Source organism: Streptomyces roseoverticillatus (genome assembly GCF_000719265.1).
Classification (GTDB): domain Bacteria; phylum Actinomycetota; class Actinomycetes; order Streptomycetales; family Streptomycetaceae; genus Streptomyces; species Streptomyces roseoverticillatus.
In genome coordinates, this window is the sequence record NZ_JOFL01000022.1 from 1 (window position 1) to 12258 (window position 12258).

Here is a 12258-nt window from a genome sequence, read left to right on the forward strand (position 1 = left end):
GGGCCGGGGCGGGGCGGCCGCCCTGGCCGGGGGGCACGGCGGAGGGCCAGGCGCCGGGGCGGGAGGCTCCGCCGCCACCCTGACCGGGCGCGGCGGCCGTCGGCCAGGAGCCCGCGGGGCGGGCCGCGGGGGCTTCGGGAGCCGGGGCGGGGGGCGCGGGGGGCGTCTGCGGTGCGGGGGGCGTCTGCGGTGCGACAGGGGCGGCCGGTGCGGCGGGTGCCGGAGCCGCCGGGGCGACTGGTGAGGCCTGGGCGGCCTGGGCGGCCTGGGCGGCGGCCGGGACGGGAGCGGCAGCAGCCTGCGCAGGAGGCCCGGAGACCGCCGCGCGGGCCGCGGCGGGACCGGACAGCCCGGAGGCGGCCGCGGGCGGCGCGTAGGCCTGCTCAGGGGCGTGCGCACCGGGCCCGGGCACGTAACCCGTGGCGGGAACCATGGGAGCGGTGACGAGCGCGGCCGCGCCCCGCTCCAGCTTCTCGAGCCGGGCCCGTACGGACCGCTCGTCGTCGTAGGCGGCGGGGAGCAGGACGCGCGCGCAGATCAGCTCCAGCTGCAGGCGCGGCGAGGTCGCGCCGCGCATCTCCGTCAGGCCTTCGTTGACCAGGTCGGCGGCGCGGCTGAGCTCGCCCGGGCCGAAGACGCCGGCCTGGGCCTGCATGCGCTCCACGAGATCGGCGGGCGCATCGATGAGGCCCTTCTCGGCCGCGTCGGGCACGGCGGCGAGGATCACGAGGTCGCGCAGGCGCTCCAGGAGGTCGGCGACGAAGCGGCGGGGGTCGTTGCCGCCCTCGATGACGCGGTCGACGACCTCGAAGGCCGCGGCGCCGTCGTTCGCCGCGAAGGCGTCCACGACGGCGTCGAGCAGCGAGCCGTCCGTATAGCCGAGGAGGGACGTCGCCATGGCGTATGTCACACCGTCTTCGGTGGCGCCGGCGAGGAGCTGGTCCATGACGGACATCGAGTCACGCACGGAACCGGCGCCCGCCCGCACGACCAGCGGCAGCACCCCGTCCTCCACGGGGATGGCCTCGCGCTCGCACACCTCGCCCAGATACTCACGCAGCGTGCCCGGGGGGACGAGGCGGAAGGGGTAGTGGTGCGTGCGCGACCGGATGGTCCCGATGACCTTCTCGGGCTCCGTGGTCGCGAAGATGAACTTGAGGTGCTCCGGCGGCTCCTCGACCACCTTCAGCAGGGCGTTGAAGCCCGCCGAGGTGACCATGTGGGCCTCGTCGATGATGTAGATCTTGTAGCGGCTGGAGGCGGGCCCGAAGAAGGCCTTCTCCCGCAGCTCACGGGCGTCGTCCACGCCACCGTGGGAGGCGGCGTCGATCTCGATGACGTCGATCGAACCGCGCCCGTTGCGCGCGAGGTCCTGACACGACTGGCACTCCCCGCACGGGGTGGGCGTCGGCCCCTGCTCGCAGTTCAGACAGCGGGCGAGGATGCGCGCGCTCGTCGTCTTGCCGCAGCCGCGGGGTCCGCTGAACAGATACGCGTGATTGACCCTGTTGTTGCGCAGCGCCTGCTGCAACGGGGTGGTGACATGCTCCTGCCCGATGACCTCTGCGAAGGACTCGGGGCGGTAGCGGCGGTAGAGCGCGAGGGACGACACACCTACGACGATATCGGGCCCCAGTGACAAGTGGCCTCGCTCACATCCACAGGCCCCCCGCGACCCCGGTCGCGACTCTGCTCGCGTCCCCGCTCGAGTCCGGAAACACACCGGGGAACGCGCTGGGAAACGCCCCGGGAAACACAAGGGCCCCCCACGCACCCGCCAGAGCCGACCTACCCTTGCTGCCTTCCGGCCCTGGGGGAGTTCAGTCAGATAGCGCCACGTGAGGGGCTTGCCCCCAAGCCTAGCGGATCGCCCGGGGTGCTCAGCCACCCCGGCACCCTCGGGACGCCCCCCGCGACCACGTGTTCGCGAGCACCCCTCCGCGTCTTGTATTGTTTGCGGCGGAGGATTCGCCTAGAGGCCTAGGGCGCACGCTTGGAAAGCGTGTTGGGGGCAACCCCTCACGAGTTCGAATCTCGTATCCTCCGCCAGTGCCTCACCGGGCACGACTCGAAGGGCCCCACCGTTCGCGGTGGGGCCCTTCGACGTTGTCCGTCTCAGTTTCCGTCTCAGTTGGGTTCTGCGGGGCCGGCCGCCGCAGGGGCGGCCTCCTTGCCCCCTCCGGCCGCCGGAGGGCCCCAGAGGGCGCGCCCGACCTGTTGGGCCACGTTCCGGAGCATGGGGCCGGTCACGTGCATGTACCGGGCGCGCATCCGGGCGGCTCCGCCGGGCTCCCAGCCCATGATCGCGTCGACCACCACATCGGGGACCCCGAGCAGCAGGAGGATGGTCGCGGCCGTGTGACGTGCGTCATGGAGCCGGCCGTCACGAACTCCGGCGTCCTGAAGCAGCTTCTTCCAGTGGTGGTAGTCAGTGTTCGGGATCAACGGACCGCCGACGGGGGACGCGAACACGTATCCCTTGTCTTCCCACAGCTCCCCTGCCTCCGCCCGCTCCCTCTCCTGCTCCTCCTGGTGCTTGCGGAGCAGCTTGATCAGCGGATCAGGCAGGCCGATGGTCCGGCGGCCGGCGCGCGACTTGGTGTTCTTGAACTCGCGCCGGATCTGCTGCCGCTCAGGGCAGTACCCGGCCTTCCGCCCGCAGGTGTCCCCGCAGCCGTGCTCGTACTTCGGCCGTAAGCGGTTCTTCCGTGTACGGAGGTACCCAGCATCGAGGTAGACGTCCTCCCATTTCAGTCCGAGGGCCTCTCCCTGTCTCAGTCCGAGGGCCAACGCGATCACCCACCGGGCGCTGTTGCGGAGCTTCGACGCTTCCAGGAGGAGGCTCTGTATCTCTTCGATCGAGTACGGCTCGATGTCCTCCTCTTCGAGCCGGGGCGCCTTGGCGATCTCGGCGACGTTGGTCGTGACGTGACCTCGACGGACCGCCTCGGAGAGAGCGACGCGGACGGTCCGGTGCACGTGATGAGCCGTGCCGGCCGCGCTGCCGTTCTTCTGCATCTTCCGGTAGAAGCGCTCAAGGTGCTCCGGGGCGAGGCGATCGAGCCGGTGGGCGCCAAGCCCGGGGGCGAGATGCACCCTCACGTCCACCTCGTAACCGTCGTACGTGTTCTCACTGACGTACGGCTTGGCGATCTCCTCGACCCAGTACTCAAGCCACGTCTTGACCGTCCAGGCCTTGCCGGGCTTGCGAACCCTGCCGTTATCGCGCTGGTTCTCCAGGTCGCGCACGGCCTTGATGACTTCCGGCTCGGTCTTTCGCTCGACGTGGCGTCGGTCCGGCTTGCCGTCGTCGCGTACACCGACGGTCACCCGTCCGTGCCACTTGCCGTCTTTGCCTAAGTAGATGGACGACGCGCCGTTCGGCCGTCGAGAGCGCTTCTCTTTCTCTGCCACAGGCAGACCCCTGTTCATGGCGTTCGAAATGAAGCCCGGGCGGCGTGCTGTCCTGTCTGGGAACGCCGCCGCCCCGGGCGGCGTCAAGCGGCTTGTTGGGCGATGCGCCGACGGGCGACGTACGCGGCCGGCGCGTCGGCGGGGACACGGCGGAGACGGCCGACGGGTATGGACTCCAGCTCCCCGGAGCGGATGAGCGCGTAGCACGTGGTCCGGCCGATGCGGAGCCGGCGTGCGGCCTCTTCGACGGTGAGGAGAACCAGCGTCAAGTCATCGGCTGTGGGCGGTATGGCGGTGGTACTCATCGGGGCGACCTTCCTCGCTGAGTGTCCGGGGCTCTTGGCCCCTCCTCTGAAGTCCGCTACTACCGCTACCTCCGCTTCAGCGCAGGCCAGAGGCCTGTTTCGGGTAGCGGATAGGGGTAGCGGTAGCGGATGGGCGCGATCGGGTAGCGGGTCGGACGGTCGTGACCCGCTACCCGATCAGCCCTGGTCAGTCCGTGTCTGCGCTGTCAGGTAGCGGCAGTAGCGGACTTGCCGGAGGGGGCGGGCAGTACCGAGCCCAGGCATCCCAGAGATCTTCGGCGTAGAAGCCCTTCAGGACGCTCCCGCCGGTCTTGATGTTGCGGGACGCGATCGGTTGACCGTCGGCGGTGACGTACTCCCCTAGCATCCGCGAGAGCCGGCGGGCGTCGAGAGGGCGGCCGTTCAGGTCCGCCCATGGGGCGTCGTCCAGCGCGTTGAGCCTGTCGAGAATGGCGACGGTGGGCAAGCGGTCGATGCCCGCCATGACGTGGTCGCGCAGGTCCGTCAGGAGGCGAACGCCCAGGCTGCCCTTGTCGTTGACCTGTGCGGCCTTGACCAGGGTCACGCACGCTTCGCGGGCCCGCCGGGGCCAGTCGCCGCCGACGGCATCGGCAACGGCGAGCAGGGGTTCCCACACATCGGCGGGCCGGTCGGTGACACCGTCCGGCATCTCCGGCCACGCTCCCGTCACACGGTCCTGAATGCTCTCGGCCCATGCGGCGAGCCGCTCGCGCAGGGCGTTGCCCTGCTGCTCGTGGACACGGGCGCGGAAGGGCTCCACCTTCTCGTTCCGAGCCCGACGGCGCATGCGGATGATGACGGAGCGGGTCAGGATCGTGTCGGGCAGAGAGCCGAGTCCAGCAACCGCGACGGCGCTGTAGGAGGGGAACTCCTGCACGGTCTGGTTGCCACCGTCGCCGATGCACCGGTAGGTGACGCCGGAGCGGCGGTGCCCGGCGTTGAGGAATCCGCGGAGTTCTTCGTTGTCTCCGGCTTTGGGGCCGAACACAGTGTCGATCTCGTCGTAGAGGATCGTGGGTCTTCCTGCGGGGTCGGAGACGGACCGGAAGAGGGCGGCGGCACGGGCGTTGACCGCGAGCATGGGCCGCGGCACCAGGGTTTCCACGACTTCCAGGGCCCGGGACTTGCCCGACCCCGGTTCCGGGGAGAGGAACGCGATCCTCGGGGTGGAGTCGAAGCAGTCGAGCAGGTGGGCGTGAGCGTCCCACAGCGTCACAGCGACGTATGCGGCCTCGGCGGGGAAGATGTTGAAGCGCCGGTGGAAACGCTCGACGTCATCGAGCAGCGCGGCGCCGTCCCCGGCCGACGTCTCGGGAGTGGGTTTGGTCATCCGGCCTTCTTCCTTTCGCCACGGCGGAACGTGCAGGCCTCGCGGTGTGCCGTGTGGTCTTCGATCAGGGCGAGCACCTTGCCGTGGCCGAGGGCGTGACGGTCGCGGCCGCATACGCATGTCGACCGGGCGCTCGGGACGGCGCCTTGGGGTGCGCGGATGTGCAGCCATGCCACGGGAACGCGCCCGTCACCGCAGGGCGGGGCGTCCAGGGACGGTTCGGGGTGAAGGGCTGAAAGGACGGTCTGACGGCCGTCATCCCTTTCGCCGCCGCCGGCTCCGGGGCCCGGCGATGCGGCGGCGGGAGCAGCCCTGCCAGCACCGGCCGGAGGGCTCTTAGTTGGGGGGGCGGGGCGGGTCACGTCGCCTTCCCGCGCGCGTTGTGGGCAATCGACCAGTTCAGGGCGCGGGTGATGACGTCGTCGTAGTAGCGCTGCGACTCTCCGCCCTTCGCCGCCCCACTAAGAGCCTGTTCGACCTGGGTGCGGTTGAGGTCGCCGGATGCGACCAGCCGCCCCAGGGCTCGTGCGGCCCGCAGCAGCGTGGCATTGCGGGTGCCATCGGCGGCCGTGGTGACGTTGTGGACCTCGTTGCGCAGCGCCGCAGCGGCATACCCAGGAGCCTTCGCGGCCGTGCCCGGCATCGCCACCGCCGACGCGGGTTTCGGCTTGGGCGTGAGGGCGTCTAGCAGCCATGCGGGGAGCGGGGCGGGGGTGCGGTCGTCGGTGACGGTGTAGGCGCCGGCGGGTGTGGTGCTGCAGGGGGCGACGACGTATCCTCCCCATCCCCGGGTGTCGATGCGCCCGGCGATCTTGCCCGCGGTGTTGCCGAGCCGGATGCCCTCGGGTGCCTGGAAGTACAGGTGCTCGCCGCCGCTTGCGGTCCGCACCCGGTAGGTACTCGGTACTGGCTCTCCGGCGCGCTCGCAGAGCGCCATAAAGGACGCCGCCCCGCAAGGGGCGTCGTTCTCGCTCTTGTCCTTGGACACGTCGAGGTCGACAACCAGCAGCCCGGAGGGACCGGTAGCGATGCCGATGTTGTACGCACCCGCCGTCCACGCAGAGGTGATGCGATCAGGATCGGCGGTTGCCCGCGCCTCCCACTTCACGTGCCCGTCCCTGCACGTGCCGGTGCGGGGGCAGGACGCTTCTCCGTGGAGTGCGGGGCGCTTGTCGCCGGGGCGCAGGGGGAAGACGTGCTGGCCGCGCCGGGCGGCGTCTAGAGCGAAGGCGAGCAGACGCAGGTGGGGGAATCCTGCCGTCACGATCGCGGTCATGCCGCCACCGCCCCGGCGGTGGTGAGGAAGGCGTTGCCGATCCATTGGGTGTAGGCCGGGGGGATGGCCTCCGTGAGCTCTTCGCGGACATCGGTCCAGTCGATGCCCATGGCGTCCTGCAGCTCCGCCACACTCGGCTTTCCGCCGCCCGAACCGTAGGCGGCGACGTACGGGCCGTCGTAGAGGCGTCCATGCCGGTAGCCGCGCACCCGGCCACGGTGCGCGACGTGCGCCGGCTGTGCGGTCGTCCAGCGGCCGAGTTCGAAGTTGCGGTGCCGGATCACCCCGAGACCGAACATCTCCCCGCACAGCGAGAGGTCTTTACGGATCTTCGCCCGGCCGTTGGGCTGCTCGATCACCCACGGCAGGCCCGTGGCGTCCAGCAGCTCCCGCGTCGGGGCCACGAGGTCCACGTGCTGCCGGCCCCAGCCCTGGGACCGGTTGGTGCCCACGGTCAGCGCGCAGCCGTGCTGGCACGGCGGAGAGGCGTGCACCAGCGTGTACCGCTCGATCTCCCCCGTTGTGATCAGGCGGTCTAGGTGTTCGAGGGCGTCACCGCGATGGAAGGTGAAGGGGTAGTTCGGCCGGTCGGTGACGTCCACGCCGTCGACGACGAACCCGGCGCGGGCGTAGCCCGTGCCCGCGCCGCCGGCGCAGCAGAACAGATCCAGCACCCGCAAGGCGGGTCGCCGGATCAAGGACGGATGAGTCATCCTGGAGTCCTCCAGTTCCGTTCTCAGATGGACTGTGAGGGGCCGGGGCGACCGCGGAGTTTTTGACGAGACGCAGCGGTCGCCCCGGGCGTATTTAGAACGGGGGTTCTTCAGTCGGCTTCTGGGCCGCCGGGGCGCCCACCGTGACCCACGCGTCATCCGGCCTACCGGCGGTGGCGGTGGGGCGCTTGCCGTTGATCGTGACGGTGGTGAAGCGCAGGCTCGCGCCGATTTCGTCGACCTCGACGGCGAGCATCGAGCGGTTCTCCCCTTCCGGGGTCTGCCAGTCGTGCTGACGGATCCGCCCGGAGACCACGACGCGGCATCCCTTGGTCAGGCTGTCGCCGACGTGTTCGGCCAGGGAGCGCCACGCGGCACAGCGGAAGAAGGTGGAGGTTCCGTCGCGCCACTGTCCGCTGTCCTTGTCGAAGGTGCGCGGGGTGGAGGCGACGGTGAAGCGGGCGAGGGCGGCTCCGGAGGTGGTGAATTTGATCTCCGGGTCGGCGGTCAGGTTGCCGATGATGGTGATCGGGGTCTCTCCGAACGACATGCTGATCTCTCCCTTGGGGTCAGTTGGTGCCGGTGGAGTGGGCGACGTAGCCGGGGCAGGTGTTCTCGGGGCAGTCGCAGCCGTCGCACTCGTCGCAGATGTCGCCGCCGCACTCGTCACACATCTCGTGACCGGGGCAGCCGTAGTCGGCGCACTCGTCGCAGTAGTCGTCGGACATGCGGGTTCCTTTCTTAGCTGTGGAAGTGATTGCGCTTGATGACGGCCTTGCGGATGTTGACCGTGGTTCCGCCGTCGCGGTGGCCGGTGGCGCCGAAGATCTGGATGGCGATGAAGCCGCCGAAGACGACTGCGGCCAGGATGATGAGCTGGGTGATCAGCGCGGCCAAGGCGGCGATGAATGAGGTGAGCAGAATCAGTCCGCCGCACATCGCGCCGAACCCGATTCCTCCGAGCGCGATGTTCACCGCCGTCCGCGAGAGGGCCGGTTGCGGGTCGACCGGCGCCGGGACGGGCGCGGGGGTGAGGGCGTAGCCGGTGACGACCCGCCCGTCGGGCAGACGGACCGTCTGAACGGCGGGCACCGGGCCCGGCTGGAACGGGACCGGGGCCACCGCCTCCTGGGGCGTGGTGATCGGTACGGGGTGGTGGACGCGGGGGTCCGGGTGGGGTTCGGGAAGGTGCATGGTCGTGCTCCTCCGGGAAGGGGGCGGGCCCGCGCCGGGGTGGCGCGGGCCCGCGTGGTCGGGTGTCAGAGGCGCTCGTCACGGGTGTCACGGGCTGCTGTCAGGGCCGCGTGACGGTGCGTGTGCCTAGGGGTTTGGGTGTCAGGGGGCCGTGACGGTGTCAGGTGTCAGGCGGCCGTCAGGGCGGGCACGATGCGCCACCGGCCGGTCTGGCCGGTGGGTTCCAAGCGGCCGTCGAGGGCCGCGTCCTTCAGCCGTGCGGACACCCACGGGCGGGAGAGCTGGTGCCGGTCGCACCAGTCCATGAAGTCCTTCGGGCCCACGATCATCTGCCCCGTCGCCTCGAACTCCGCGATGGCATGGGCGAACAGTCGGCGCGCTTCCTCCGGCGAGGGCTTGTGTCCCGTCTCCTGGTCGAAGATCGGGGCGTCGTCGCCCTCGTCCAGTTCGGGAAGGTCCTCCTCGGGGTCGATGTCCGCGTCTTCCGGGTCGACGTGCAGACCACCGTGGTCCATGTCGTCTTCCTCCCCGGCCGCCCGCAAACCCGACTGCTGCGGGGTGGCACCGGGGGCGGGGCGGCCGGTGTAGGCGCGGCCGGCGACGCCGGAGGCCGCGCCAGCGGTGATGGGATCGGCCCTCGCGCCGTTGCGCTGCGCCCACGCGGCCAGGACTTCCAGGGTGGAGACGGCCCGGGCGGTGAAAGCCAGAGTGCGGCCCGGGGAGGGGTAGCGGTCCTCGGGGATGCCGGGCGAGACGACGTAGCAGTAACCGGGCCGCCGGTTCCCCCACGCACCCGGATGCGCGCCGGCGTCGATGACCGCGTCGGGGAGGGAGAACCCTTCGTCGCGCGGGTCGCAGCCCAGCGCGATCACCGACGGCAGGGACGCGCGGGTGCTGGTGGACATCTGGTCGTAGGAAGGCCGCTGGAGGGAGACGACCAGCGCAACGCCCGCGGACCGTGCTTCCTGCGCGATGCCGGTGAACGCGTCATCGCCCAGATTCCGCAGGGTGTTGGCGGCCTCCTCGAACCAGGAGACCAGGAACGGCATACCCGCGCAGCCGCACGCCCGCCCATCCGGCCGGCACGTGTGCCCCGGGTCCTTCTGCTGCCCAGCGGCTTCAGGCACCCATTGGCGGTAGCCGTGGGCACCGAGCCAGCGTGTACGCGCCGGGATGATGGCCTTGACCGCCTCCACCATGACCTCGGTGTCCGTGCCGCCCTCCACGCCCCAGTCCAGGCCGGGCCGCAAGGGCGCGAAGTCCTGGAACATCTTGGGGTCGGAGAACCAGACGATAACGTCCCGGCGGGAGAGGATCTCCGACAGCAGGTTCAGGGCCGTATCGCCCTTGCCGGAGCCCGTCCCGCCCGCGATCAGCAGGTGCGTGGCATTCCGTTTGGCCTCCGGGTCGCCAGGGAGCCAGAGCAGGAGCGGCGCGCCGTCGTCATAGCGGCCGATGACCAGGGGTTCGGCGATTGATCCGCCCAGGTTCGACGGCCCTTCCCACTCGGCCACCTCCGACAGCATGTCCTCCGGGACGATGACCAGTTCCCCGCGCCGCTCCGAGTCGGGGTCGGGAAGGAAGCGCACGGCCGTGCGCGGCAGGTCGAGGGCGGAGGCGATGTGCGGCAGGCTCTTGCCGACGTCGTCGGAGGTCTGTTCACCCGCCGCCAGCGCCACCTTCGCGGTCACGCGGTTCGGTTCGACCGTCGTCGCGCCGATCTGCGCCCGAGCGAGCCCGACCTTCGCCAGCAGACCCTTATCGGCCCCCTCCCCCTCCCCCGTCGCGTCAGGGTTACGGCGCATGATCATGCGCACGTTCCAGGACAGCGCCACCACGGGCCCGCCCATCAGGTACAGGTCCGGCAGGGGCCCGGCGGTCGGTCCGGCCAGACATGCGGCCGTCAGCCACGCCGACCCCGTCGCCACGGTGATGGCCGAGTGCAGGCGGCGCTGCTGGCTGGTTGCCCGGCCCGCCCACCACGTGGCCCCGGTCAGGGCCACCGAGGCGAGCGTGAGGCCGACGCCCGCGGCAGCGCTGTCGGCCCACTTCAGGCTGCCCAGCGCCCCGGCCAGACCGACGCCCCCGACACCGAGCCACGGCGGGAAATGCGGCTTCGCCCGGTGCACCAGGTACTTGCCCAGACCGGAGGCGTCCGAGGCGCCGCGGAGCTGTTCCTCGTGCTGCTGCTCCGCCACGTTCCGCTCGACCATCACCACGTCTCCTTACTGCTGGGCCCAGTCCATGCGCGGGGCCTGGGGGCGCCGGGCACGGTGACGGACACGGTTGATCTCTTCCTCGTACTGCTGCTGGAACGTGGCGTAAGTAGCCGCGGCCGTCTTCGCCGCATCCCGCAGCGCGTCGGCGGACTTCTGCAGCTTGCGCGCCACCTTCGCCGCCCGAATCCGCGAACCCCCCAGACGCCCCTCCGGGTCCGGAACCGACCCGAGCACGCCCTTGAGGATCTCCGCGCCCATGGCCACCTCGATGGACAACGCGACAGCCGCCGCGCGCAGGCTGTTGCAGTAGTTGCGGACCTGCGCCGGGGAGGTGAACTCCGGCGGGGGCAGCAGCGCTTCGGCGTGCCCGCCGCCGCGCCGGGCCGGAGCGCTGTCACGGCCGCCTCCGCGGCCGCCGCCCCGGTTGCCGGCGTTGACGTTGACGGTGAAGCCCGGGGCGAACGTCGCCCCGAACTTCTTAGAGTTGACCTTGTTGGTGTTGAACTTGGCGTGCGCGCCGGCCGCCCCGTTCAAGGAATCGGCGCCGTAGCGCGATCCGGTGGCCATCAGTGAGCCTCCTCAGAAGTCGCAGGACGGGAAGAGGGACGGCGGAGCAGAGACCAGGCGCCCTGAGCCGCGCCAGCGACGAGCAGCCACAGCCACGGCAGCGGGCCCGCGAAGGGGCCGTAGAACACCGCCAGGGCCGTCCAACCCGTCAGGGCCGTGATGACGGCGGTGATGGTGACCCGCCAGCGCAGGACCGACTTGCCGGGGGCCGGCCGCTTCCGCGATGCCGCAGCCAGCCAGAGCACCGGCAGCGCGGCCACCACGGCCAGCACGCTCCCCGCATGCGGCGCCATCAGGTGGACGACGCCGGTAAAGGGCAGGAGAAGGACCGCGGCGCCGGTGGGGACCCACGAGCGGCGGGTCCTCCACAACCACCACCCCACCGCCGCGGCCGCACGGGCCAACAGTGAGGGGCGCTCGGGCACCACCACGACGAACGGCGCGTCCTGGCGCCGTCCCCGTTGTTGCGGGATATGCACCGTGGTGACCCTCGCAGACGGGGTCGAGGCGCGGGTACGGCGAGACACAGCAAGTCTCCTTGGGCGAAGAGGGATGTTCAGGCGGCGCGCTGCTCTTCGGGAAAGGCGCAGGTCACGCACTCCCCGAGCGAGACGGGGATGCAGTAGCCGGCATCCTGACGGCAGGTGGGGCAGGTGCGGCGGGCGAGCATCGCCGCCGCCAGCGCCGCGGTGCGGCCCGGCGTCATGGGACGCACGGGCAGGGCACGGTCGATGCGGTAGAGGTAGCCGACCTGCACCCCGAACCTGCGGCGGCGGGAGCGGAACATCACCTGCGCGGCGATGGGCTGCCCGCCCGGACGCAGGCCACGGGCGCGGAGCTGCCGGCGGGTGGCCAGACCCTCCGGGGCCATGCGCCACGGGTACGTGGGTATCCCGTACCTAGCCCCGGACGGGTCATAGCACTCGCCGAACGCAGCGGACATCAGCCGAGGCGGTGGTAGGCGGCCCGGCACTCGTTGGCGTGGCCGTTGGCCTTGTGGCGAGTGAAGGGGAGGTAGTCCTGCTCGGGCAGGTCCGAGGTGGCGCCGCAGCCGTGGCAGACCCAGCGGGAGGACGTGCCGTGCTGCCTGCCGGTGACGTCGACCGCGGCGCCGACGAGGTTGTGCAGGCGGATGAGGAGGTCGCCCGGCTCGTTCGGGGCGGCCTGCGAGAAGAACGACATCGGGTTCCTTCCAAGAAGAGGGAGTGATGGCGGCGAG

General features: G+C 71.0%; 14 protein-coding genes, 1 tRNA gene and 1 other RNA gene. 1 reads left to right on the top strand and 15 read right to left on the bottom strand.

Features of this window, described 5'->3' with window-relative positions; all coding sequences use genetic code 11:
- Both IF61_RS0124700 and ffs read right to left on the bottom strand, forming a co-directional pair.
- Positions 1-1612 (bottom strand): DNA polymerase III subunit gamma and tau (locus IF61_RS0124700; RefSeq protein ID WP_030368724.1); only part of this gene is annotated, 1612 nt, incomplete at its 3' end.
- Between the two features lie 143 nt (positions 1613-1755).
- An RNA gene (gene ffs / locus IF61_RS34500) (signal recognition particle sRNA small type) lies at positions 1756-1850 on the bottom strand.
- A 111-nt stretch (positions 1851-1961) separates the two neighbouring features.
- On the opposite strand from ffs, the gene IF61_RS0124705 reads away from it, so the two are divergent.
- A tRNA-Ser gene (locus tag IF61_RS0124705) sits at positions 1962-2049 on the top strand.
- Between the two features lie 78 nt (positions 2050-2127).
- Here IF61_RS0124705 and IF61_RS0124710 read toward each other — a convergent pair.
- The 13 genes from IF61_RS0124710 to IF61_RS0124770 form a co-directional block, all read right to left on the bottom strand.
- Positions 2128-3414 (bottom strand): tyrosine-type recombinase/integrase, encoded by a 1287-nt coding sequence (locus tag IF61_RS0124710; protein WP_052392998.1) that lies wholly within the window; start codon positions 3412-3414, stop codon positions 2128-2130.
- A gap of 83 nt (positions 3415-3497) precedes the next feature.
- Positions 3498-3719, bottom strand: coding sequence for a helix-turn-helix domain-containing protein (locus IF61_RS0124715; RefSeq protein ID WP_030368726.1), 222 nt, complete (start codon positions 3717-3719; stop codon positions 3498-3500).
- A 187-nt stretch (positions 3720-3906) separates the two neighbouring features.
- Entirely contained in the window at positions 3907-5070 is a 1164-nt protein-coding gene (locus IF61_RS0124720; protein ID WP_030368727.1) for a DUF3631 domain-containing protein, read from the bottom strand.
- A gap of 358 nt (positions 5071-5428) precedes the next feature.
- The gene (locus tag IF61_RS0124725) at positions 5429-6346 is read right to left on the bottom strand and encodes a bifunctional DNA primase/polymerase (RefSeq protein WP_052392999.1); all 918 of its coding nucleotides are present in this window, start codon (positions 6344-6346) and stop codon (positions 5429-5431) included.
- A complete protein-coding gene (locus tag IF61_RS0124730) occupies positions 6343-7059 on the bottom strand; it encodes a DNA cytosine methyltransferase (RefSeq protein WP_030368729.1) in 717 nt (238 codons plus the stop codon). The genes IF61_RS0124725 and IF61_RS0124730 overlap by 4 nt, the downstream gene beginning before the upstream one ends.
- Before the next feature lie 94 nt (positions 7060-7153).
- Positions 7154-7609: a single-stranded DNA-binding protein gene (ssb, locus tag IF61_RS0124735; protein WP_030368730.1), complete on the bottom strand. Its 456-nt coding sequence runs from the start codon at positions 7607-7609 to the stop codon at positions 7154-7156.
- Between the two features lie 19 nt (positions 7610-7628).
- On the bottom strand, positions 7629-7787 hold the full coding sequence (locus IF61_RS36365) for a hypothetical protein (protein ID WP_169748844.1): 159 nt from the start codon (positions 7785-7787) through the stop codon (positions 7629-7631).
- 13 nt (positions 7788-7800) lie between these two features.
- Complete coding sequence (locus IF61_RS0124745; RefSeq protein WP_030368731.1) at positions 7801-8253, bottom strand: hypothetical protein; 453 nt, start codon at positions 8251-8253, stop codon at positions 7801-7803.
- 167 nt (positions 8254-8420) lie between these two features.
- On the bottom strand, positions 8421-10466 hold the full coding sequence (gene traB / locus IF61_RS0124750) for a plasmid transfer protein TraB (RefSeq protein ID WP_030368732.1): 2046 nt from the start codon (positions 10464-10466) through the stop codon (positions 8421-8423).
- Positions 10467-10478: 12 nt separating this feature from the next.
- Entirely contained in the window at positions 10479-11039 is a 561-nt protein-coding gene (gene traA, locus IF61_RS0124755) for a plasmid transfer protein TraA (RefSeq protein ID WP_107043120.1), read from the bottom strand.
- The gene (locus IF61_RS0124760; RefSeq protein WP_030368734.1) at positions 11039-11566 is read right to left on the bottom strand and encodes a hypothetical protein; all 528 of its coding nucleotides are present in this window, start codon (positions 11564-11566) and stop codon (positions 11039-11041) included. The genes traA and IF61_RS0124760 overlap by 1 nt, the downstream gene beginning before the upstream one ends.
- Positions 11567-11595: 29 nt before the next feature.
- The gene (locus tag IF61_RS0124765; RefSeq protein ID WP_030368735.1) at positions 11596-11982 is read right to left on the bottom strand and encodes an RRQRL motif-containing zinc-binding protein; all 387 of its coding nucleotides are present in this window, start codon (positions 11980-11982) and stop codon (positions 11596-11598) included.
- Positions 11982-12221 (bottom strand): hypothetical protein, encoded by a 240-nt coding sequence (locus IF61_RS0124770; protein WP_030368736.1) that lies wholly within the window; start codon positions 12219-12221, stop codon positions 11982-11984. The genes IF61_RS0124765 and IF61_RS0124770 overlap by 1 nt, the downstream gene beginning before the upstream one ends.
- Positions 12222-12258: the final 37 nt, after the last annotated feature.